Origin of the sequence: Salisediminibacterium halotolerans, from assembly GCF_003814815.1 — a bacterium.
In the GTDB taxonomy this organism is placed as follows: Bacteria; Bacillota; Bacilli; order Bacillales; family Salisediminibacteriaceae; genus Salisediminibacterium; species Salisediminibacterium halotolerans.
The window spans coordinates 185657-209062 of record NZ_RKQQ01000004.1; the positions used below are offsets into that span (position 1 = coordinate 185657).

Consider the following 23406-nt stretch of genomic DNA (forward strand, 5'->3'; position numbering starts at 1 on the left):
CCTCCTTGATTTAGATTTTGCCTACAAGATCGAGGCTAGGCGTAAGTGTATCTTCGCCTTCTTCCCATTTTGCCGGGCATACTTCGCCTGGGTTGTTGCGCACGTATTGCGCAGCTTTAATTTTGTTAGCAAGAATACTTGCATCACGGCCGATGCCTTCTGCATTGATCTCTGCAGCTTGAATGATACCGTCCGGATCAATGATGAATGTTCCGCGATCAGCAAGGCCTTCTTCATTCAGCACTTCGAAATTGCGGGAAATCGTCTGCGCCGGATCACCGATCATCGGATAGGTAATTTTACCGATTTTTTCGGAAGCGTCGTGCCATCCTTTGTGTACGAAGTGTGTATCCGTTGAAACGGAGAAGACTTCGGCACCGAGCTCTTTCAAGTTTTCGTATTCGTTTTGCAAATCTTCAAGTTCTGTCGGGCAGACAAAGGAAAAGTCGGCAGGGTAGAAGCAAACAACGCTCCACTGTCCTTTGAAGTTATCTTCTGTTACATCAATGAATTCTCCATTTTGATACGCTTTCGCCTGAAACGGCTGAACTTCTGTTCCGATAAGTGACATAGTAAATCGTCCTCCTTTGAATTGTCAGCCGGTGTTAAAACACCTAACTGTTTATAAGAATTATTACTCGATAGCTATTATTATATAAATGCGATTGTTTGTCAACTCTTTCACAAGCGACGGGCTGTTTCGGCAAAATGTTATCAGAACAGGTTTACGTCAGATGTGCAGTAAGAACAATAAAAAGAAAATTATGAACATTTTTTAACGATCTCTTCTTAATTGCTAAAGGTTTTTCTCAGTCGTGCGTTTGAGGATAGTTCTGTACGGCAAAGAGGAAAACATGTACGCTTGAAGCAGAAGATGATACCAAGGCTGATAAATATAGAGGAGGAATTGTGATGAACATTCGGCAGGCGGATATTTCCGACGCGCAAGCGATGGCGCGGATTCATGTCGATTGCTGGAAGCAAGCTTACGAAGGGATTTTACCGGAAGACTTGCTTCGTTCACTTTCATATGAAGATCGCGCAAAACGCTGGAAAGAAAATATCGAAGAAGCGACGAGCGGCGGATCGATGATTTATGTCGCCGAAGATCCTGAACTCGGCGTCATCGGTTTTGTGCTTGGCGGGACGATGCGCGATGCGACGATGAGAATGCGTTATACCGGCGAAATATACGGCATTTATGTTTTGCCGCGTTACCAGCGGATGGGGATCGGACGGGCGCTTTTTGAAAAAATGGCTGCATTTCTCGATGCGATCCATCACGCCAGAGCGGGCGTATGGATTTTGGCGGATCACCCTGATCGGCTGTTCTTTGAAAAATTAGGTGCAGAAGAAGTGTACAAAAAAAATGAAAAAGTCCGTGATGCAGATCATGTAACGCTAGCTTATGGAATTGAGGACTTATCTGCTTTTGCTGAGGATACTTCTTCAGGTGCATAAAATGTGAAAAAAAACGCAAAATTGTGTGTTCTGAAGCTATTCTCCGCTAAAAAGGCTGTATCGGCCTAAGTCGAGCTTAACCTCGTTTGTAGTAATACAGTGAAAGAGATATAATTCACTGTTGTAAAAAAAATTAAGAAATGGGGTATGGCTGAATGATGCGAGGATCTTTGCTTTCAACCGGTATGCTCTCTGCAGCACTGATTTTGACAGCTTGCGGAGAAAACAATGCCGATAATACAGAAAATGAAAATAATCTAAATGAGAACGAAACGAATAATATCGATGAAGACGGAAATGAGGTTTCCGGTGAAGATGAAATTGAAATCGGCTTAAATAACTGGGCGGAAAACGTTGCCGTTGCCAACATGTGGGGCGTCCTCCTTGAAGAAGAGGGCTACGATGTTGAACTGACAATGTCTGAAAAAGCGCCGATTTGGGAAGCCGTCGCGACAGACGGCATCGATCTTTCCTTGGAAGTGTGGCTTCCGACAACAGACGAGCCGTTTTATGAAGATCATGGAGACGATGTATATTTGAGCGATGAAATCTGGTTTGAAGGAACCGGACTCGGCTTGGCTGTCCCTGAATACGTCGACATTGACAGCATGGATGAGCTGAATGACAACGTGGATATGTTTGACGGCGAAATTGTCGGAATTGACGCCGGCGCCAGTTTAACGAGACTGACCGACGAAGCGATTGAAACCTATGACTTAGAGTACGAACAGCTCGTCAGTTCCGAGTCGTCGATGCTCTCAGCCTTAGATCAAGCATACAGCAATGAAGAGCCGGTGCTTGTCACGATGTGGAATCCGCATTGGGCGTTTTCAGAATATGATATTAAATATTTAGACGATCCGGAAAATGCCTTCGGCGAAGCAGAAGATATTCATTATAAAGCCCGTGAAGATTTCCCGGAAGTTTATCCGGAAGTAAAAGAATGGCTTGATAACTGGATGATGGATGATGAGACCCTCGGTGATTTAATGTCGTATATTGAAAACTCCGATGACGAGCGCGAAGGTGCAGAAGATTGGATTGAAGACAACCGTGACTTGATTGATGAGTGGATGGAATAAACATGAACGGTCCAGTTTCGCTGGGCCGTTTTTTAAATCAAGCTTGTATAAAAAGGGATTTTTGTGTAAAATATTCTGACAACGGGTGTATAACCGTTATTTCATTATTAGATGAGGAGAGATTTAGGCATGGAACGTTACAAAGTAACTTTTGAGTTCACGAACGGTAATATTGAAGATACGTATTTTACGGAAAATCCTCATGCCCGTGTTCAGTATTGGATTGAGCGGGAAAAAGGCGACTGGATCCCGATTGAAACGGGGATGGTTAATTTGGACAATGTCAATATGATCCGGATTGCCAAAGTAGAACTTGACGAGAAAACCGAAAAAGAAACATTTATTGAATGGGTATAATACGAATCCCCTGCTGATCGACAGCAGGGGATTGTTCATATCCTTAAGCATTGTGACAGCGAGGTGAGAATTTCCTCACTGAGGAGATTCACCGCTTTTTTCTGCGGCATTTTTCGCTATAATGAAAAGAAGGATGTCCGATAGGAGGAAAACCGATGTGGATTGAACAACTGCTTCACGAACCGCTCGTGTTAATATTTATCATTTTATTTTTCGGCTCGCTTTTGGGCCGGCTCAGTTTTAAAGGGATCAGTCTCGGGACGAGTGCGGTTTTATTTGTGGCGATGTTTTTCGGCCACTTCGGCTATGAAGTATCATCAGTCGTGCAAAATTTAGGGTTAAGTTTGTTTATTGTCGCTGTCGGCTTGCAAGCCGGTCCGCGTTTTTTCCGGATGATGCGGACGACCGGGGTCGTTTTTGGAATTATCGGGCTGATTACGATTGTGATTGCAGCTGTAACGACAGTGGTGATGGCAAAGCTGACGGGAATTTCGCCGGCGTTAAGTGTCGGAATTATGACCGGAGCGCTCACAAGCACGCCTGGACTTGCGGCAGCGCTGGATGCGACGGGCGATCCGCTTGCTTCGGTCGGATACGGAATCGCTTATCCATTCGGGGTGTTGGCGGTCGTATTGTTCGTGCAGCTTTTTCCGAAATTATTGAAAGTTGATTTAATGAAAGACTTGCATAAAAAAACCGGTCCGGTCAGACATAAAGGATCTCCTGAGGCGATGACAATTGAGGTGACCCGCGATGAATTGCATAAGCGCACGCTGAAAGAAATCGGCATCGGCAAAGGGACTTCAGCCGTTATCAGCCGGGTGATTCGAGGCGACCGAAACATTATCAGTTTGAGTGATACGGTGATTTTAAAGGGAGATCGCCTTGTTGCTGTCGGTTTACCGGAAGATTTACGCAAAGTTCGTGATCAAGCCGGGCGCGAGGTGGAACAAGCGTACGAAAACCCGGACCACATCGGCCTGCGCCGTGTGACGGTGGATTCAGACGAGATTGTCGGCAAAAGTTTACGGGAGCTTGCGCTGCGCCGAAATTACGGTGTGACCGTAACCCGGATTGAACGGGGCGGTTTTGAATTTAATCAGCAGCCCGGCTGGCGTCTTGAAAACGGCGATATTTTGACGATTGTAAGCAGCAGCGACCGGATCGACGAAGTTGAAAAACTGTTCAGCCGGCGGCCCTTGCAAGTGACAAATGTACATATCTTTTCGCTCAGTTTGATCCTGCTGATCGGGGTGTTGGCAGGAATGATACCGATCTATATTCCCGCTCTCGGTTCGATAACGCTCGGGGTAGCCGGAGGTCCTTTGTTTGTCGCCTTGATTATTGGGCATTTCGGCCGCCTAGGACCGATTCGGGCGCGTTTTTTTCAGCCGTCTAACCAAGTGATTCGCGACATCGGTTTGGTTCTGTTTTTAGCCGGAGCCGGCACCACAGCGGGGGACGGTTTAGTGGAGGTTGTTGCTGAAGAGGGACTGCGTCTGCTCGGCGCCGGGGCCGTTATTACGATTGTTCCGCTTGTCGTCGGGTTTTTAGTCGCGAAAAAGCTCTTTCATTTAAGCATGGTTCACTCGCTTGGAGCGCTGTGCGGCGGGATGACGAGCACACCGGGATTAGGTGCGCTGAATCAAATCGTAAACAGCGAAGATCCGTCGATTGCTTATGCTGCAGCTTACCCGTTTGCATTAATTTTTGTCGCGGTTGTTTCGCAGCTGCTCGTCTTTTTCTTATAACCCAGCAAATGATTAAGAAGGTGATCGAACGTGGAATGGCATGTGAAGAGATTTGAGGAATTGACGGCGAAAGAACTTTACCGCATCCTCGCGGCGAGAGTCGCTGTGTTTGTCGTCGAACAAAATTGTTCGTACCATGAAACTGACAATAAAGATGAAGCATCGATTCATATATACGTGCAAAATAACGAACGGATCACCGCCTACGCACGGATTTTACCGCCGGGATACGCGTACGAGGCACCGTCGATCGGGCGGGTCTTGGTCGAGAAAGAACAGCGCCGAACGGGACTCGGTGCTGTTTTGATGAAAAAAGCGCTCGAAATAACCGTGAATGAATGGGACTCGGAAAAAGTGATGATCCAAGCCCAGACACAGGCTAAGTCATTTTATAAAGGGTGCGGATTTGAAACCGTCTCAGAGATGTATCTGGAAGATAACATTCCGCATGAAGACATGGTGTGGAGGCGCCCGTTATAACTGAAAAGCCGCGGCTGTCAAAGCAGCCGCGGCTTTTTTTTAAGTTGACGCAGTTCGAACAGGCCGTTTCAACTTAGAGATTGTGTAAAGGATCAACCCGCTCCAAATCAATAGAAACGAAACAGCATGAACGGTAGTAAAAGGTTCTTGATATAATAATACGCCGAGCAAAAGCATCGTTGTCGGTGCGATGTATTGTAAAAACCCGATCAATGAGAGCGGAATATGCTGGGCGCCGTAACCAAACAGGATAAGCGGGACAGCTGTTGCAGCGCCGCTGCCGATCAGAAGCCAGAGCGTCGTATTTTCGCCGCCGCTAAGATGAAGCGCCTCTGTCAGTGAGCCGTGCAGCCAAAAAAGGTACACAAGAGCTGCCGGCATAAGCAGGATCGTCTCAATCATCAGTCCTGTCATCGAGCCGACCTGTGTTTGCTTTTTGACGAGTCCGTAGAAGCCGAAACTGAATGCCAAGATTAACGCGACGTAAGGAATTTCACCAAACGAGAATGTCAACACTGTTACGCCGCTTAAAGCGAGTAAAACGGCAATCCGCTGCGCATAACTGAGTGATTCTTTGAAAAATAACACGCCTAATACGACGTTTATCAGCGGGTTTATGTAATAGCCTAAACTTACTTCGACAATTCGCTCATTGGCGACCGCCCAAATAAATGTCACCCAATTAATGCTGATTAAAAGGGCGGTTAAAAAAATGGCAACGAAGATTTTTGGATGGGTCTTTATATAGCGAAGATCGGTCTTTAAAGAGTCGATTCGGTTCATAAGGAAAAAGAGCACGCCGAGAAAAACAACAGACCAGATGATTCGGTGAGCGAGCACTTCATCAGCTGGAATGTGGTCGACCAGTTTCCAGTAAATCGGCAGGAATCCCCATAACAAATAAGCTCCGATCCCGGAACTGACACCTTTACGTAAATCTTGGTACGCGCTCGTCATCTTCTATGCCTCCGTTTAACTCGAACATTCACTTCCTACAGTATAGACGCGAATATTCAAACTTGTAAACGAAATTGTTTAGTGACACGAATAATCTGCTGTGAAAGGCGAAAAAAAGCCGCTTCGGGCTTATGCTCTGCAAGGTCATTCTCTTTTTTGAAGCGAGTGTATTGATAAAAAAGAAGCCATGCATCCACTCCTCCGACGCCTCCGGGAAAGCAAGAGACGAAGATCCGGATTCAGCGGCCTCAGGCCGCCGAATCCTAGCTGAGTCCTTGCCCGGGGCAAGCGGAGGGCAGTGGATTCATGGCTGACATAAAAATATAGTTTGTCTACAGTCTGAAGCCGCCGGTTTAATTGAGACCGGCGGCTATCAACTTGTTATCTTTTAAGCGTTCTATCAAGCGGGGCTGTTCAATAAATAAACCCGGGCTTCATAAGGGCGAAGTGAGACAGTCAAAGCATTCGAATGGTCCGGATAATCCGGATAATTGATCAGCTGTAAATCCTGCGCTGAAAGAGCTGAAGCCTCTTTGTCAGCAGTCCATTCCGCCTGTTCGTCTGTCAGATTTGTGATCACAAGCGCAGTTGTTCCGTTCAATTCACGGCGATAAGCGAAAACAGCCTCATCTTTCGGCATCAACAGATCGTAACTTCCGTACGTGAATACGTCTGCGGATTTTTTCAGCCGAATCATTTTTCGGTAGAAGCTCAAGATCGAGTCAGAGTCTGCGGTTTGATCAGCAGTGTTGACGCCTGCTTGATAATTGGGATTTACTTTCATCCAAGGTGTTCCGTCAGTAAAGCCGGCTTGATCAGTTTTATCCCATTGCATCGGCGTTCGGCTGTTATCCCGTGACGTGTGCGCCAGTATTTCCAGCACTTCTTGAGGATCTTTTCCTGCCGCAGTTTCTTCGTTGTAAAAGTTCAGTGCCGCCACATCATCGTAATCTGCAATCGCATCAAAATAAATGTTTGTCATCCCGATCTCTTGGCCTTGATAAATGTAGGGGGTCCCTTTCATGAGAAAGTACATCGCTCCGAGCGCGGTAGCACTCTCTTTCCAATAGGTGGTATCGTCGCCCCACGTCGAGACGACCCGGGCTTTGTCGTGATTTTCAATAAACAGGGCGTTCCACCCGTCATGTTCAAGTCCTTTTTGCCAGCGGGAGAGCGTTTTTTTCAGTTCAACGACATCAAGGTCCGAAGCGACTTCGTAATCCCAAAGATCCAAGTGTTCAAACTGAAAAACCATATCCATTTTCCCGTTGTTTTTTCCGACCCACTCATCGGCATTTTTAGCGCTGACACCATTCGCTTCACCGACGGTCATCACATTCGGATCGTTTCCGTACGTGTGATCTTTCAGTTCTTGCAAAAACGTATGAATACCTTCTTGATTCATGTGCATTTTAAATGACGGGACGTAAGTCAAGCCCTTCGGATTCGGCATATCCGGCAGTCCCGGCCGTTTTTTAATATGGCTCAAGGCATCGATACGGAATCCGTCGACGCCTTTTTCCAGCCACCAATTAATCATGTCGTAAATGGCCTGGCGAACGTCGGGATTTTCCCAATTTAAATCAGGCTGACGGCGGCTGAAGACGTGCAAATAATACTGCCCGGTTTTATCATCATACTCCCAGGCGCTTCCGCCGAAGATGCTTTCCCAGTTGTTCGGCTCCGAACCGTCCGCTTTCGGATCACGCCAAATGTACCAGTCTCGTTTCGGACTGTTTTTTGACTGGCGCGATTCGATAAACCAAGGATGTTCATCGCTCGTATGATTCGGGACGAGATCAATGATTAACCGCATGCCGCGGTTGTGCACTTCGTTGAGCAGCTCGTCGAAATCAGCCATCGTGCCAAAGTCATCTAATATATCGCGGTAATCGGAAATATCATAACCGTTGTCATCAAGCGGCGATTTATACATCGGACAGATCCAAATAAAATCGATTCCTAGCTGTTTTAAATAATCAAGCCGGCTGATGATCCCTTGTAAATCGCCGATTCCGTCTCCGTTGCTGTCTTGAAAACTGCGCGGATAAATTTGATATCCGACCGCTTCTTTCCACCAAACACGTTCCATCAGACTCCACCTCTTGTCCATACATTTTGTGCAAACGATTTCCCAACTCATCATACCTAAAAAAAGGCGTATTTTCAATTCAGCGCATGAAATTGTTTGCAAAAATTTTTGCGGTGAAATATCCGTCTCTTTTTTCTGGAAATGGCTTATGAGTTTTTATCAGTCGATAGAACAGAAAAGCTGTGATACAGTTAGCAAAAGAATTTTTCGACTCTCTAACGATTAAGTCGAGTGTGAGGATGCGGTCAATTTATGAGACATATTTTTTCAGCGTTAAACCGTTACCGCTTTGCTGTCGTCATTGCGTTGTTATTAACACTTACAGAACTGGCGGTCGAATTAGTGCAGCCGCTGATTATGGCGCGGATCATCGATCAAGGTGTCGTTCAGCAGGATATGGAGACGGTGCTCTTTTGGGGCGGGGTTATGCTTATCCTCTCGTTTGCGGCATTCGGAGCCGGGATTGTCAACTCGTTCTACGCCGCACATGCGAGCCAAAATACAGCGTACGATTTAAGAAACGGTCTGTTTGCAAAAGTGCAGTCGTTTTCGTTTGCGAATTTCAGTCAGTTTCCGACCTCATCGCTGATGACGCGGATAACAAACGACGTGAACCAAATACAAAATACGATTTTTATGAGTTTGCGGATTATGCTCCGTGCCCCGCTGCTGGTAGCAGGCTCTGTCATTATGGCGATCGTTGTCAACGCTCAGCTCGCGCTCATTTTAGTGTTGACGATTCCGCTTCTCGTCGTTTTTCTCGTCTATTTAATGCGCAAAGCCGGAGCGCTGTTCAAACAAGTGCAATCGCGTGTAGACCGGGTGAACAGCGTCGTGCAGGAAAATTTAACAGCGATCAGAATGATCAAAGCCTTTACAAGGCGTTCTTATGAAACGGAGCGTTTTGACGGCGCGGCTGATGAGCTGCGTGTAAAAATGATGCGCACATTTCGTTTGATTGAGACGACGATGCCGGTCATTTTGCTCGTGATGAATTTCTCGATTATCGTGGTTCTATGGTTTGGTACAACAGGGGTGAATACCGGCGGAGCGACGATCGGCGAAGTCGTCGCGATCATCAACTACATTACCCGTATGAGCGGAGCTTTAACAGTATTTTCGATGATTATTATGATCTTTTCACGCGCCAGGGCATCAGCGGAGCGGATCGGCGAAGTGTTTGAAGCGGATGTTGATTTAAAGGAGCCTGGCGATCCTTACGATGATGCGTTGCTGTTTAACGGGGAGATAGTTTTTGATAATGTTCATTTCCGCTATCCGGGGACGAGGCAGTCTGTCTTAAACCGCTTGTCGTTCACCGTACAAAGCCGAGAGCAAACAGCCGTTCTCGGGGCGACGGGAGCCGGGAAAACATCGCTTTTTCAGCTGATCCCCCGCCTGTATGACACGGATGGCGGAACAGTGCGGATCGACGGCAAAGACGTCAGCCGAATGCCGCTGAAATCTTTGCGCCGGCAGATCGGTTACGTTCCGCAAGAAACGATGCTTTTTTCCGGTACAATTGAAGAAAATCTGCGCTGGGGAAATGAAGAAGCAGATGAAAACGAGATGATTCGAGCGTTAAAAGATGCGCAAATTTATGACACTATTGCTTCGTTAAAACACGGTTTGCAATCAACAGTCGGCCAGCGCGGTGTGAATTTATCCGGCGGGCAAAAGCAGCGGCTCGCGATTGCCCGAGCGCTTTTGCGCCGGCCGTCGATCTTGCTGCTTGATGACAGTACAAGCGCGCTTGACGCTAAAACGGAACAATCGCTTTTACAGGCGATTCGCAAGTATTCATGCACAACGATCATGATCACGCAAAAAATGAGTACGACGGTACGCGCGGATAATATTTTGCTTCTCGATGAAGGTGAACTTGTCGGTAAAGGCAGTCACAGTCAATTGCTTCGCGAGTCCGATCTGTACCGGGAGATTTACGCGTCGCAGCATGCGGTGAGCGAAGAGGAGGGAGTGCATGAATAAATGGACCGAACCGTTTCGTTATGAACGGATACAACTGAATCAAACCTGGGAAGATAACGATCTTCAGACAGAAACAGCGCCGGCCAAACGGGCGGAAGATTTCCGGGGAACTGCGAAGCGGATTTGGCAGCTATTATCCGAGCGGAAAATGTCTTTATATCTCGTGATTTTGATGGTTGCCCTCAGTTCATTTTTTTCCTTGGCCGGCCCCTTTGTCGTCGGGATGTCGATCGATTGGTTTGTTGAAGACGGTGACGTGACAAATTTAATTTATGCACTGATCGTTTTAGCTGTTATTTATTTATGTCATTCGCTGACGGTTTTTTTACAGCATTTTTGGATGATTAAAATTGCTCAAGAAACGGTATATCACATGCGGATTCAGTTATTTCATCATATGCAAAAACTTCCGATCCCGTTTTTTGATCGGCGCCGGCACGGCGAATTGATGAGCCGATTGACCAATGATATGGATAACGTCAGCAATATGCTGAATTCGTCCGTAATACAGATTATTCAAAGCGTTTTGACGCTTGCCGGTGTGTTGACGGTTATGCTGTATTTAAGCCCTCTTCTCACACTGGTGACGCTAACGATTATCCCGGCGATGTATGTTGGCATGAAGTGGATTACAAAGCGTACAGGGAAACTGTTTAAAGCGCAGCAGCGCCATCTCGGTGACATGAACGGGTACCTTCAAGAGACAATGTCAGGTCAAAAGGTTATTAAAAGTTTTTCCCAAGAAGACCGGGTGATCGCTGGGTTTGAAGAACGAAACGTCCGTTTAAGACTGGCAGCATTTTGGGCGCAGGTGATTTCAGGATTTATTCCAAAATTGATGAATATGCTGAATAATTTCAGTTTTGCAATTATCGCAGGTGCAGGCGGATTGTTCGTGCTGTATGATATGATTACGATAGGTGTTATTGTCATTTTCGCTGAATACGCCCGGCAATTTACCCGCCCGTTAAATGATCTTGCCAATCAGTTCAATACCCTCTTGTCGGCGATTGCCGGTGCTGAGCGCGTCTTTAACATTATCGATGAGCCCGATGAAGTGACTGAAGAAGCTGACAAAAAAGAACTTGTTTCGCTGCAAGGCGGAGTCTCGTTTGAAAACGTTTCGTTTGCTTACGATAATGACGAATGGATTTTAAACCGGCTGTCGTTTCAGGCCTCTCCCGGTGAAACGGTCGCCTTTGTCGGCCCGACCGGCGCAGGAAAAACGACGATTATCAGTTTGTTATCGAGGTTTTATTCGCCGACAACAGGTCTCATCCGCTTCGACGGGGAAGATGTGACCAATTTTAAGCGGGAATCGGTGCGAAATAACATCGCCTTTGTCCTGCAAGATTCCTATTTGTTTGAAGGGACCATTCGCGAGAACATCCGGTACGGCCGGTTAAACGCAACCGATGCGGAAATTGAAGAAGCGGCCGTTAAAGCAAATGCTCATTCGTTTATCCGCCGCTTTCCCGACGGCTATCAAACGAGGATCGACAGCGAAGGCGGCGGAATCAGCCAAGGGCAAAAACAGCTCCTTTCCATCGCCCGGGCGCTGTTGGCCGACCCGGATATTCTTGTCCTTGATGAAGCGACAAGCAGTATCGATACGGTTACAGAAATTAAAATCCAACAAGCGCTCAACATTCTCATGAAGGGGAGGACAAGTTTTATCATTGCGCACAGATTAAACACCGTCCGTTCGGCTGATCAGATACTCGTACTGAATGAGGGTGAAATTGTCGAGCGCGGCAATCATGAGCAGCTTCTGAACAAAAACGGTTTTTATGCGGATTTATATGCCAGCCACTTAAAAGAAAAGAGCGGCTGACGAACACAAACTATTTGCAGAGGAGCTGAAAAATATGGCGAACCGAAAAAAAGAACTGATTCAGGCAGCGTCTGGGGAGAAACCGGCCGATTTAGTTTTAAAAAACGGCAAGGTAATTAATGTCATGAATTTACAAGTGGAACAAGGAGATGTTGCAATTGTTGACGGAAAAATTGCCGGCGTCGGCCGCTATTTTGGCCGCGAGGAAATCGATGTGACCGGCAAGTATATCGCGCCGGGATTTATCGATGGACACGTGCATATCGAGTCGTCGATGATGACCCCGCACCACTTTGCCAACGAACTCGTGAAGCACGGGGTGACGGCGGCTGTGACCGACCCGCATGAAATCGCCAACGTCTCCGGAGCGGACGGAATCCGATTCATGCTTGAGGATTCCGCAAACGCGCCGATCGATATTTTTGCGATGCTCCCGTCCTGTGTGCCGGCGACGCCGTTTGAACACGCAGGTGCTCGTCTGACAGCTGACGACTTACGTCCATTTTACGACCATCCGCGTGTTTTCGGACTGGCGGAAGTGATGGATTACCCGTCGGTTCTTAAGCAAGATGATGATATGCTGGAAAAATTGGCTGACGCCGAAAAGCAGCGGGGACGAATTGACGGACACGGCGCCGGGTTTGATGAGACTGCATTGAACGTGTACCGGGCGGCAGGGATTTTAACCGATCATGAATGCACAACAGCCGAAGAAGCAGCGGAGCGGATCCGCAAAGGGTTTTATGTCATGATGCGTGAAGGCTCGGCGGCGAAAGATCTTTTACAGCTTTTACCGGCAGTTACGACTGCCAATGCACGGCGGTTTTTGTATTGCACCGATGACAAACACATCGATGAGATTGAAGCAGACGGCAGCATTGATGCGCATATCCGCATGAGCATTCGCCACGGAATGGATCCGCTGCAAGCGATTCAGCTGGCAACGCTTAACGCAGCAGAATGTTTCAAGCTCCACAGCCGCGGAGCTGTTGCACCCGGGTATGAAGCCGATCTCGTTGTCCTTGATGACTTAGAAAATGTCACCGTCCGGCACGTCTTGAAAGACGGACACCCGGTTGTTAAAGATCAGCTTCTTTTAAAACCGGCTGAACCCGCTTCAGTGATGCCCGAATCGGTGCAAAATACCGTTAATATCATGGAAATAAGCGCGGAACAGCTGCGGGTGAAAAATGAAAATGCAGCTGAAGCGTTGACGATCGCATTCACGCCGCACAGCTTATTGACAGAAAAAACTTCCTTAAAGCTTCCGGTTCATAACGGCGCCTTTACAGCAGATGTCACGCAAGATACGTGGAAAATGGCCGTGATCGAACGACATCACGGGACCGGTCATATCGGCACCGGATTTATTCAAGGTCTCGGGTTAAAGGAAGGGGCGATCGCCGGCACCGTCGCTCACGATTCCCATAACCTTGTTGTGGCCGGGTCAAACGATACGGATATGCTGAGAGCGATTGAAACGATCCGCGAGATGCAGGGAGGACTGGCAGCAGTGAAAGACGGCAAAGTGCTTGCATCGGTCCAGCTTGAAGTCGCCGGTCTTATGACGAACCGCGGGCAGCAGCAGGTAACCGAAGACCTTCACCGCCTGGATGAGGCTCTGGAGAAGCTTGGCGCAGCCGGTGATTTCCATCCGCTCTCGGCATTATCGTTTATGTGCCTTCCGGTCATTCCGTCGCTGAAATTAACCGACCTCGGTTATTTTGATGCTGCAAAAGGCAAGCACGTGACAATTACCGGGGCGGACACCGAATAAAAAAGACCCTTTACAGGGTCTTTCAATCTACGCTCCGATCAAGAATCGGAGCGTTTTTGTTTGGCGGTCAAAATTTGATGGAAAAGAACCGCTGCTTTTTCGCGCGGGTCGTCGGCAGTACTGATTTCAGATATTAGCGAAATACCGTCAGCGCCGCCGGCAATGACTTCCTGTGCATTTTCGGCAGATATACCGCCAATCCCGACGATCGGCAGATCAATATTCGCATTGCGCATCGAAGCAATCATTTCAGGTCCGCATACGTCTTTGGCGTCGGATTTGGTAGAAGTAGGATACATCGGTCCGACCCCGATATAATCAGCGCCGCTTTGCAAGGCGTGTTCGGCTTCAGAGATTGTATGAGCGGATACGCCGAGAAGCATATCGGGTCCGATTTGCAACCGGACATCTTCAGCGCGAGAATCTTCCTGCCCGACATGAACACCGTCAGCGCCGATAGCAAGGGCGAGCTCGACATCATCATTCACGATAAAAGGAATATTTTGCTGGCGGCATTGTTTTTGCAACGTTCTTGCCATTTGTTCTTTTTCTTTGCCGGTTAAAGAGCCGGCCCCTTTTTCACGATATTGAAAAGCGGTAATCCCGCCGGCAAGGGCATCTTCCAATACAGTGTGCAGGTCTCGGTCCGTATCTTGGGTGCCGGAGATAAAGTAAAGAGAAAGTGCATCTTTAACATTGTTTTTCGCAATCATTAGGACGAGGTCACCTCCAATTCATTAAACGGGTTGTTACGATGAGCGCTATGATCTACAGGTCCCGGCCCTTGACCGATGCGAAAGCCGTGTTTAATCGCTGTGTGAATATATTTTTTCGCCAAAATAACGGCATCGAGCAGCGTTTCTCCCCGGGCGAGATAAGCAGTGATCGCAGAGGCATACGTGCAACCTGTGCCGTGGGTACTTTTCGTGTTTATTTTCGGCACGCTCAATGCATGAAACGATTTGCCGTCGTAGAAAAGATCGGTCACGGTATCCGCGCCGTCTTCGTGTCCTCCTTTAAGAAGAATCGTCTTTGCGCCTTGAGCAGCAAGTTCTTGAACAGCTTTTTTTCGGTTTGCCAAGCTGTTTAAATCCATACCGGTCATTACTTCTGCTTCCGGAATGTTCGGTGTAATCACTGTGGCAAGCGGGACAATTCGCGTCATCAGATGTTCGATCGCGTCATCTTTCAGCAGTTTTGCGCCAGATGTCGAAACCATCACCGGGTCGACGACCAGCTCGGGCCAGCGGTAATGATCGGCCAAATCGGCAACGACATCGATAATTTCTTTATCAAACAGCATGCCTGTTTTAACGGCATCGGGCGCCAAGTCATCACTGACTGAACGGATTTGCTGTTCAACCCCCTCAGCGGAGACGGGATACACCCCCTGAACACCGAGGCTGTTTTGCGCCGTCAGAGCTGTGATCGCGCTCATTCCGAAGACGCTCAGTTCTTGAAACGTTTTGATATCTGCTTGAATGCCGGCGCCGCCGCCGCTGTCTGAACCGGCAATAGTCAGCGCTTTTTTCATGATTGCTGCACCTGCTTTCGCTCTGAAATATCACAAAGACGAGACAAGTCATCGTCGCTAATCAAGGCCAGTTGATCTAAGAAGCGGACTTGAAACGTGCCGGGACCGATCGTTTTGTCAGCGGCGGCTTTTTCAGCTGCAGAGCCGTAATAAGAGACAGCTGCACAGGCGGCATCAAACAGATTGTCGCCTCTGGACGCAAACGCGCCGATCACAGAGGAGAGAAGGCAGCCTGTTCCAGTAACAGAGGATTGGAGCGAATGACCGTTATTGATATAAACGATCGTTTCTCCATCAGTGACAATATCGGTCTCACCGGTCATGACAGTTAACGCTGAAAATGTCCGTGCAGTTTGAATCGCAGCTTCTTCGGCATTTTCAACCGGGTTTTCGGAATCGACGCCGCGTACGGTAACGGCAATACCGGCAAGGCGGGCGATTTCTCCTTCGTTGCCGCGAATGACATCGACATCAAGTTCTGCTAATAGACGTTTCGCGGTTTGATCACGAAATGTAGTCGCCCCGACACCTACGGGGTCAAAGACCACCGGTGTTCCGGCTTTGTTGGCAGCTTTTCCGGCGGTAAGCATCGCTTCGACTTGCTCAGACGTCAGTGTCCCGATATTAAGTGAAAGCGCGTCGGCGTGACCGGCCATTTCAGTAACTTCTTCAATGGCGTTGGCCATAACCGGTTTTGCGCCTAAGGCATACAAACCGTTGGCGGTGAAATTTGTGACAACAACATTTGTCATGTTATGAACAAGCGGGGGTTTTTCTGTTATTCTCTTTCGCATTTCGGATGGGCTTAGCATATGTCAATCACTCCTCTTGAAAAGTTGTATCGGCAATAAAAAACGATACCGCCTGAACCATGCGGTATCGTGAGTGAGCTGTTTAAACGATTCATAACGGCTCTGTCCACATTTCCTCCGCTGGCATTATCCAGGTCAGGTACGAAGGGATCAAGCGCAGCTTGTCTCAGCCGAAAACGGCACCCCCAGTGGTACTTATTGCATTTCACTTCAGTTTATCACAACTGAGAAAAAATCACAAAAAAACCAGTAAGCGCTTTCTTTATCACAATAGTGTGAAAAAACACACAGACTATGTACAACTTGCGAAAATAAGTGCATAATGCAGTTTGAGTATTCATAATCTATTTTAATTAAAAGCAGGTGATTTGATGTTTTTCATGCAATTATTGCTCGTTTTGATTGCGATATTTATCGGTGCCCGAATCGGCGGAATCGGTTTGGGTGTTATGGGGGGTGTCGGACTCGGTATTCTGACGTTCGGGTTCGGCCTGGAGCCGACATCGCCGCCGATAGATGTCATGTTAATGATTGTTGCTGTTATAACAGCAGCATCCGCTTTGCAAGCTTCCGGCGGGATGAACTATCTCGTCTCGTTAGCTGAGAAAGTGCTGCGGAAAAATCCGTCGCGGATTACGTTTATGGCGCCGATCGTCACGTATACGTTCACGTTTTTTGCCGGAACAGGCCACGTTGCCTACACGCTTCTTCCGGTTATTTCCGAAGTGGCGCAAGAATCGAAAGTCCGTCCGGAACGCCCGTTATCGATAGCAGTGATCGCTTCACAGCAGGCGATTACAGCGAGCCCGATTTCAGCCGCAACTGTAGCGCTCCTTGCGCTGATTGCTCCGTACGATTTAACACTAATGCACATTTTAGGTGTCACGATTCCGGCGACGTTGCTCGGTGTTATGACAGCGGCATTTCTTATCCGCCGCCGCGGGCCTGAATTAGAAGACGATCCGGAATACAACCACCGTCTCAAAGAAGGTTTATTGCCGGCAAGAAAAGAACGAGAAAAAGAAGAAATTACCGGCCGTTCGAAACTATCGGTCGCACTGTTTTTAACCGGTGCTGTTATGGTTGTTCTCTTCGGTTCATTCGAACAGCTGCGCCCGTCGTTTGAATCAGGCGGCGAAATCACCGTGCTTTCGATGCCGGATACGATTCAGATCGTTATGCTGACGATCGCGGCGCTTATTATCGTCCTTTGTAAAGCCGATGTTCACCGCGTGGCTTCCGGCAGTGTTATGCGTGCCGGGATTGTCGCGGTTATTGCGATTTTCGGTATCGCCTGGATGGGGGATACGTTCATTGAAGCAAACATGGATACCATTGAACCGTCGCTTCAAGGAGTTGCACAAGCAGCGCCGTGGATGTTTGCGTTCGCACTGTTTATGATGTCGATTTTATTGAATTCTCAAGCGGCGACAGTCCAGGCGCTTATGCCTCTCGGTCTGTCGATCGGGATCAATCCGATCTTTATGATCGCCATGTTCCCGGCTGTCAATGGTTACTTCTTTATTCCGAACTACGGTCCGATTATTGCAGCGATCGGCTTTGACCGCACAGGAACAACGAAAATCGGCAAGTATGTCCTCAATCACAGTTTCATGATTCCAGGTTTAGTCACGATCACAACAGCCGTGGCGCTAGGGTTCTTGTTCATCACAGTATTGCTGTAATAGAAAACGATCCAAAAAACCTGCCTGAGTTTATCTCAGGCAGGTTTTCAGATTGTAGACAAATTATTATTTTGACGTAAGCCACGCAGCCACTACCCTCCGCTTGCCCCGGGCAAGGACTCAGCTAGTATTCGGCGGCCTGATACCGCCGAATCCGGATCTTCGTCGCTTGCTTTCCCGGAGGCGTCGGAGGAGTGGATGCGTGGCTTTTTTTTATGAATACACTCGCTTCAAAAAAGAGGATGACCCAGCATCCCGGCTTTCTCCTGCGGGATAGCGAGACAGGCGAGACCCTGCAGGGCATAAGCCCGAAGCGGCTCGGCGCTCGCCCGCGGACTAGTAAGACACGGCGAAGTCTTTTTGAGCCGATGTCGCAGTGATACCTTCAGGTGAAAGAAGCCGGACGATGCGTCGTCATCCGTTCCTTTTAAGATGACATCTGACAGTGTCATGAATTTGTTAATACTCTAAAAACCTGCCTGATTTTATCTCAGGCAGGTTTTTTTATGATTGGACGCTGCTTTTTTCTTGTTCTGAGAACGTGCGGATCGCGGAGATGAATGAATCGCCGTAGGCGGCTAATTTCGTTTCACCGACACCTTTGATTTTAAGGAATTCGGTATGCGTTTTAGGACGGAAACGGCAAAATTCACGGAGCGTCTGATCCGAAAACACCATGTACGGCGCGACATCGTTTTGATCAGCCAGCTGTGAGCGCAATTCCCGGAGCATATCGAAAAGCGGATCGTCTTCAGTAATTTTTTTCGGCTGCACGGTTTGTTTGCGCATGACTTTCTCTTCGTTTTTTAAAACCGGAAGCGCATGCTCAGTCAGCTTTAAAACGGGATATTGGCCGCCGCTAAGAGCAATGTAACGGCTGGCGACAAGGTAGTCGATCAGCTGCATCACTTCTTTTTGTCCGGCTCCTTTCATTAAGCCGTATGTTGAGAGCCGTTGGAATGAGAAATCTTTCATTTTCTGATTAGAAGAGCCGACGAGAACTTGCGCGACAATCGTTTTCCCAAAGCGTTCATCCATCCGTTTGATGCAGGAAAGGACCATTTGCGCTTCTTTAGTAATATCGACAACGGAGCGCTCATCAATGCATGAGGAACATTTTCCGCACGTATCGCTCCCTGGATCACCGAAATAATCAAGGATATACCTTTCCAAGCATCCTTCTGTGTGACAAAAATTCACGATGTCCTGGAGCTTATCATATTCATTCTTTTTCCGGTCTTCAGCAAGATCAGATTGATCGATAAGAAACTGCTGAATTCTCGTATCTTGCGGATGAAAAAGCAGAATGCACTCGCTCGGAGAACCGTCCCGTCCCGCGCGTCCTGCCTCTTGGTAATAGCTTTCGATGTTGCGGGGCATTTGTGCATGAATAACAAAACGGACGTTCGATTTATTTATTCCCATGCCGAACGCATTCGTTGCGACCATAACGGTCAGCTCGTCATAAACGAACGCATCCTGCATTTCTTTGCGTTCGTCGGAGCTCATCCCGCCGTGGTAGGTTCCCGCCGCGATTCCGGCTTTTTTCAGTTTCGTCCCGAGTCGTTCCACTTCTTTTCTTGTCGCTGCATAAATAATCCCGGACTGTTTAGCATTTTCTTTGACGTAATCGCGGATGAACTTATCGCGGTCAATCCCTTTATGAACGTGAAAAGATAAGTTTTCGCGGGTGAAGCCGGTCAAAACGGTCCGCTCTTTCGGAATGTCAAGCAGGCGCCGGATATCAGCTGCGACTTCGGGGGTAGCTGTCGCTGTCAAAGCAAGAACCGGCGGTGCGGGATGGATTTGCGCTAAAAACTCCGGGATTCGCATATAACTGGGTCTGAAGTCGTGTCCCCATTGCGAAAGGCAATGGGCTTCATCGACAGCAACGAGCGATACGTGCAAATTACGAAGCATATTCATAAACGAAGGTGATTCCAGCCGTTCCGGCGCGATGTAAACGAGCGAGTATTCCCCCCGCCTGACAGCGCGGAACCGTTCCGCACCTTCTTCCTGCGAAAGCGAGCTGTTTAAAAACGTCGCCGGAATGCCCGCTTCTTTTAACTCATCGACTTGGTCTTTCATAAGTGAGATTAACGGCGAAATAACAAGCGTTACGCCGTTAAGAAGCTGGGACGGAATTTGATAACAGATGGATTTCCCTCCGCCGGTCGGCATAATCCCGATAGCCGAGGCGCCGGAAAACAAGTGCTGCATAATCGTTTCTTGGCCGTCTCTGAACGCCTCATGACCGTAGTAATGTTTGAGTATTTCCTGTGCATCTTTCAGCATGGCGGCCTCCCAATCAAGTTCGTTGATCGTTTATTTGTTTGAATGCACCGGATGTCATTCATTCTCCGGCACAAAGGTATGATTTACAATATGTAGAACTGCTGTTATTATTTTCTTAAACTGCAGCGAGGAAGTGAACAGATGAGCGAAACTTGGTATTACTTAGAGTCGTATTCAGAAGATGCCGCTCGAAATATGGCCATTGATGAATGGCTGATGACGAAAGTCGGCGCCGGAGACAGTAAACCGGTGTTGCGGTTTTATACATGGAAGCCGAAAGCTCTTTCTCTCGGCTATTTTCAGAAAACGGACGGAAAAATTGATTTGGATGCTGTTCAAGCCTCAGGCGCAGACATCGTTCGGCGTCTCACAGGAGGACGCGCTGTCTTGCATGATCATGAACTGACGTACAGCGTGATTCTGCCTGATACACATCCTAACATGCCGACATCTGTGACGGAATCCTATAAAATTTTATCACAAGGACTCATGGAAGGATATCGGAACTTAGGTATTGATGCAGAATTAGCGGAAGATCGTCCAGAAGGAAAACCGGATAATTCCGCTGTCTGCTTTGAAGAGCCGAGTTGGTATGAATTGCTTGCTTCCGGGAAAAAAGCTGCCGGGAGCGCTCAAGTAAGAAAAAAAGGCGCTCTTCTGCAGCACGGTTCTGTTCCGATCACGATGAACATTGAAGAACTTTATGACATGTTTATGTATCGAACCGAGCGTGCGAAAGAAAAAATGCGCGAATCATTCCGCGAAAAAGCGACGACAATTGCTGATGAATTGGGTCGGACTCCGGATATGGAAGAAGTGGCAGCAGCTTTTTACAGCGGATTTGAAAAAGGATTGAATGTAAAGCTCGAACCGATTGAACTTTCGAAGGAAGATCAAGATCAAATCAAAAGGCTGGAAAGCCGTTATCAATTTTCGCCGGCGCCGTCGGTGTCTTATTTAACGTAAATAATAAGTTAGCAAGTATGGAAAGGGTGGAATGGACTTGGCAAAGCAAACGTATCAACGCAAGCCGGAATGGCTGAAAATCAATTTAAACACGAACGAAAATTATACCGGGCTGAAAAAAATGATGCGCGAGAAAAACTTAAACACCGTCTGTGAAGAAGCGAAATGCCCGAATATTCATGAGTGCTGGGCGGTGCGCAAGACAGCGACGTTTATGATTTTAGGGCGTGTCTGTACCCGGGGCTGCCGCTTTTGCGCGGTGGAAACAGGTGTCCCGAATGAACTGGACCGTGAAGAGCCGGAGCGGGTGGCGGAATCGGTCCGCTTGATGGACTTGCGTCATACCGTCATTACCGCTGTTGCACGCGATGATTTAGCGGACGGCGGATCGGAAGTATTCGGCGAGACAGTCAAAGCAGTTAAACGGCTGAACCCGCAGACGACCGTAGAAGTTTTGCCTTCGGATATGAAAGCGGATGACGCGAGTATTCATAAGCTGATGTGCGGTGAGCCTGATATTTTCAATCACAACATCGAGACCGTAGAGCGGCTGACACCAAGGGTGCGGTCAATTGCTACGTACGAACGGTCGCTTTATTTGTTAAACCGCGTTAAAGAGCTTTATCCTGAGACCCCGACCAAATCAAGCATTATGGTCGGTCTCGGCGAAACGAAAGAAGAATTGTATACAGCGATGGATGATTTGCGCGCACATAACGTAGATATTTTAACGATCGGTCAGTATTTGCAGCCGACGAAGCAGCACCTGCAGGTTGAGCGCTATTACGACCCGAAAGAATTTGCAGAACTGAAAGATATCGCAATGGAAAAAGGATTTTCCCATTGTGAGTCAGGTCCGCTTGTCCGTTCATCTTATCATGCCGATGAACAAGTATCAGCAGCGGCAAAAAAACGCCGTGAGCAAGCCGAGTAACAGAAAGCCGGTCTTTTTAGGCCGGCTTTTTTTGATGTTTGAATCCGGCGGATTTCGGGGAAAGACTGGTGGAACACTTACTTTTTGAAAGTGATTTAAGGAGGCGATGTTGATGCACCATGTTTTTAAACAAGGAAATAATAATACTGATAAGACGCTGTTGCTTTTGCACGGAACAGGCGGCGATGAGAATGACTTGCTTCCGATTGCGGAAATGATCGACCCCGATGCAAATGTTTTAAGTGTCCGGGGCAATGTGAATGAAAACGGGATGAATCGTTTTTTTCGCCGGCTGGCTGAAGGCATTTTTGATGAAGAAGACTTAATTTTCCGGACCGAAGAGCTTCACCGCTTTATCGATGAAGCTGCTGCGAAATACGGATTTTCTCGTCATTCGCTTGTGGCTGTCGGCTACTCGAACGGAGCGAATATTGCCGGGAGTTTGCTTTATCATTATTCTTTTCCGCTTGCAGGCGCTGTTTTGCTTCATCCGATGGTTCCGCGAAAAGGAATAACCCTCCCGGAGATGAAAGACTTGCCGGTGTTCATCGGTGCCGGAACCAACGATCCGATCTGCCGTCCGGAAGAAACGGAAATGCTTTCGGACCAGCTCCAGGAAGCCGGCGCCCGCGTGGAAGTCTTTTGGGCAGATCAAGGTCATCAGCTGACTCGAGGAGAAATAGATCAAGCGAAAACTTGGTATGAAAAACTTGTTAAACATGAGGGGTGAACTGCGGTGCGAATTGATCCAACCGAGTGGACGAAAACCGAGCGGTACCGGTTTTTAACATCTGCCGTTACGCCGCGCCCGATTGCATTTGTAACAACGGTAACAAAAAACGGCACGGTTAATGCAGCGCCGTTCAGCTATTTTAATGTCGTCAGTGCGGAACCCCCGCTGCTGTCAATTTCAGTAGGGCGTAAGGAAGGAGCGATGAAGGACACCGCGCGAAATATTACCGAGAGCGGTGAATTTGTCGTCCAGCTTGCTGAAGCGGATATGATTCAGGCTGTCAATGATACATCGATGAACGCGGGTCCCGAAGAGAGCGAATTGCGTCATGTTCCGCTTAATACCGCTGACAGTCAGGCCGTCAACGTTCCGGGAATACTAGAAGCGCGGGTTCGTCTGGAATGCAAGCTGGAAAAACATCTTATCTTTGAAGAAGGCGCATCGGCAACGGACTTATTGATCGGCCGTATCGTGTCGATTTATACGGAAGACGGCTTACTTAAAGAAGGAATGGTTTCGCCGGATGAGTGGAAGCCGGTCGCCCGTCTCGGCGGGAAGAAGTACGCAGAGATCGGAAGAGTATTCGAATTGGAACGCCCGCAATAACAAAAAGCCGGATATTTATCCGGCTTTCAGACTGTAGACAAACTATATTTTGATGTCAGCC

Annotated in this window: 22 protein-coding genes and 1 riboswitch; of the genes, 13 read left to right on the forward strand and 9 right to left on the reverse strand. The window is 48.0% G+C overall.

Annotation, left to right across the window (positions count from 1 at the left end; translation table 11 throughout):
- Positions 1–10: 10 nt before the first annotated feature.
- Entirely contained in the window at positions 11–571 is a 561-nt protein-coding gene (gene ahpC / locus EDD67_RS09020; protein ID WP_093073110.1) for an alkyl hydroperoxide reductase subunit C, read from the reverse strand.
- Between the two features lie 341 nt (positions 572–912).
- On the opposite strand from ahpC, the gene EDD67_RS09025 reads away from it, so the two are divergent.
- From EDD67_RS09025 to EDD67_RS09045, 5 genes are all read left to right on the forward strand, one after another.
- Positions 913–1461 (forward strand): GNAT family N-acetyltransferase, encoded by a 549-nt coding sequence (locus EDD67_RS09025; RefSeq protein ID WP_121440379.1) that lies wholly within the window; start codon positions 913–915, stop codon positions 1459–1461.
- 155 nt (positions 1462–1616) lie between these two features.
- The gene (locus tag EDD67_RS09030) at positions 1617–2543 is read left to right on the forward strand and encodes a glycine betaine ABC transporter substrate-binding protein (RefSeq protein ID WP_121440380.1); all 927 of its coding nucleotides are present in this window, start codon (positions 1617–1619) and stop codon (positions 2541–2543) included.
- 129 nt (positions 2544–2672) lie between these two features.
- A complete protein-coding gene (locus EDD67_RS09035) occupies positions 2673–2900 on the forward strand; it encodes a hypothetical protein (RefSeq protein ID WP_093073107.1) in 228 nt (75 codons plus the stop codon).
- 155 nt (positions 2901–3055) lie between these two features.
- Complete coding sequence (locus EDD67_RS09040; protein ID WP_121440381.1) at positions 3056–4651, forward strand: aspartate:alanine exchanger family transporter; 1596 nt, start codon at positions 3056–3058, stop codon at positions 4649–4651.
- Between the two features lie 30 nt (positions 4652–4681).
- Positions 4682–5131 (forward strand): GNAT family N-acetyltransferase, encoded by a 450-nt coding sequence (locus EDD67_RS09045; RefSeq protein ID WP_121440382.1) that lies wholly within the window; start codon positions 4682–4684, stop codon positions 5129–5131.
- Between the two features lie 39 nt (positions 5132–5170).
- On the opposite strand, the gene rarD is transcribed toward EDD67_RS09045, so the two are convergent.
- The 3 genes from rarD to EDD67_RS09055 all read right to left on the reverse strand — a co-directional run bounded on the left by rarD (position 5171) and on the right by EDD67_RS09055 (position 8180).
- Positions 5171–6088, reverse strand: a complete 918-nt coding sequence (rarD, locus tag EDD67_RS09050; RefSeq protein ID WP_121440383.1) for an EamA family transporter RarD — start codon at positions 6086–6088, stop codon at positions 5171–5173.
- A gap of 56 nt (positions 6089–6144) precedes the next feature.
- Positions 6145–6285, reverse strand: coding sequence for a hypothetical protein (locus EDD67_RS13940; RefSeq protein ID WP_154718770.1), 141 nt, complete (start codon positions 6283–6285; stop codon positions 6145–6147).
- A gap of 203 nt (positions 6286–6488) precedes the next feature.
- Positions 6489–8180 carry a glycoside hydrolase family 13 protein gene (locus tag EDD67_RS09055; RefSeq protein ID WP_121440384.1) on the reverse strand — a complete coding sequence of 564 codons (1692 nt, stop codon included), beginning with the start codon at positions 8178–8180 and terminating at the stop codon, positions 6489–6491.
- Between the two features lie 252 nt (positions 8181–8432).
- Between EDD67_RS09055 and EDD67_RS09060 the strand changes: the two genes are divergently transcribed.
- From EDD67_RS09060 to ade, 3 genes are read left to right on the forward strand one after another with little or no spacing between them, the layout of a single operon-like run.
- The gene (locus tag EDD67_RS09060) at positions 8433–10169 is read left to right on the forward strand and encodes an ABC transporter ATP-binding protein (protein ID WP_121440385.1); all 1737 of its coding nucleotides are present in this window, start codon (positions 8433–8435) and stop codon (positions 10167–10169) included.
- Positions 10162–12003 (forward strand): ABC transporter ATP-binding protein, encoded by a 1842-nt coding sequence (locus tag EDD67_RS09065; RefSeq protein WP_121440386.1) that lies wholly within the window; start codon positions 10162–10164, stop codon positions 12001–12003. Before EDD67_RS09060 ends, EDD67_RS09065 begins: the two co-directional genes overlap by 8 nt.
- Before the next feature lie 34 nt (positions 12004–12037).
- Positions 12038–13780 (forward strand): adenine deaminase, encoded by a 1743-nt coding sequence (ade, locus tag EDD67_RS09070; protein ID WP_121440387.1) that lies wholly within the window; start codon positions 12038–12040, stop codon positions 13778–13780.
- Positions 13781–13818: 38 nt separating this feature from the next.
- Here the strand turns inward: ade and thiE are convergent, their stop codons facing one another.
- From thiE to thiM, 3 genes are read right to left on the reverse strand one after another with little or no spacing between them, the layout of a single operon-like run.
- Entirely contained in the window at positions 13819–14493 is a 675-nt protein-coding gene (gene thiE / locus EDD67_RS09075) for a thiamine phosphate synthase (RefSeq protein WP_121440388.1), read from the reverse strand.
- A complete protein-coding gene (gene thiD / locus EDD67_RS09080) occupies positions 14493–15314 on the reverse strand; it encodes a bifunctional hydroxymethylpyrimidine kinase/phosphomethylpyrimidine kinase (protein WP_307723721.1) in 822 nt (273 codons plus the stop codon). Before thiD ends, thiE begins: the two co-directional genes overlap by 1 nt.
- Positions 15311–16126 carry a hydroxyethylthiazole kinase gene (gene thiM, locus EDD67_RS09085; RefSeq protein ID WP_121440390.1) on the reverse strand — a complete coding sequence of 272 codons (816 nt, stop codon included), beginning with the start codon at positions 16124–16126 and terminating at the stop codon, positions 15311–15313. The genes thiD and thiM overlap by 4 nt, the downstream gene beginning before the upstream one ends.
- Before the next feature lie 94 nt (positions 16127–16220).
- Positions 16221–16323, reverse strand: a riboswitch (TPP riboswitch).
- 174 nt (positions 16324–16497) lie between these two features.
- Here thiM and EDD67_RS09090 point away from each other — a divergent pair.
- Complete coding sequence (locus tag EDD67_RS09090) at positions 16498–17811, forward strand: anaerobic C4-dicarboxylate transporter family protein (protein ID WP_121440391.1); 1314 nt, start codon at positions 16498–16500, stop codon at positions 17809–17811.
- A gap of 230 nt (positions 17812–18041) precedes the next feature.
- Here EDD67_RS09090 and EDD67_RS09095 read toward each other — a convergent pair whose 3' ends face one another.
- Both EDD67_RS09095 and recQ read right to left on the reverse strand, forming a co-directional pair.
- A complete protein-coding gene (locus EDD67_RS09095; protein WP_123875830.1) occupies positions 18042–18263 on the reverse strand; it encodes a hypothetical protein in 222 nt (73 codons plus the stop codon).
- Between the two features lie 52 nt (positions 18264–18315).
- Positions 18316–20106, reverse strand: a complete 1791-nt coding sequence (recQ, locus tag EDD67_RS09100) for a DNA helicase RecQ (RefSeq protein ID WP_121438750.1) — start codon at positions 20104–20106, stop codon at positions 18316–18318.
- A gap of 141 nt (positions 20107–20247) precedes the next feature.
- Between recQ and EDD67_RS09105 the strand changes: the two genes are divergently transcribed.
- From EDD67_RS09105 to EDD67_RS09120, 4 genes are all read left to right on the forward strand, one after another.
- Positions 20248–21072 carry a lipoate--protein ligase family protein gene (locus EDD67_RS09105; protein ID WP_121438751.1) on the forward strand — a complete coding sequence of 275 codons (825 nt, stop codon included), beginning with the start codon at positions 20248–20250 and terminating at the stop codon, positions 21070–21072.
- A 31-nt stretch (positions 21073–21103) separates the two neighbouring features.
- Positions 21104–22006: a lipoyl synthase gene (lipA, locus tag EDD67_RS09110; protein ID WP_177169704.1), complete on the forward strand. Its 903-nt coding sequence runs from the start codon at positions 21104–21106 to the stop codon at positions 22004–22006.
- A 112-nt stretch (positions 22007–22118) separates the two neighbouring features.
- Positions 22119–22736, forward strand: coding sequence for an alpha/beta hydrolase (locus EDD67_RS09115; protein WP_186806003.1), 618 nt, complete (start codon positions 22119–22121; stop codon positions 22734–22736).
- A gap of 6 nt (positions 22737–22742) precedes the next feature.
- Positions 22743–23345 (forward strand): flavin reductase family protein, encoded by a 603-nt coding sequence (locus tag EDD67_RS09120; protein ID WP_121438753.1) that lies wholly within the window; start codon positions 22743–22745, stop codon positions 23343–23345.
- Positions 23346–23406 lie beyond the last annotated feature (61 nt).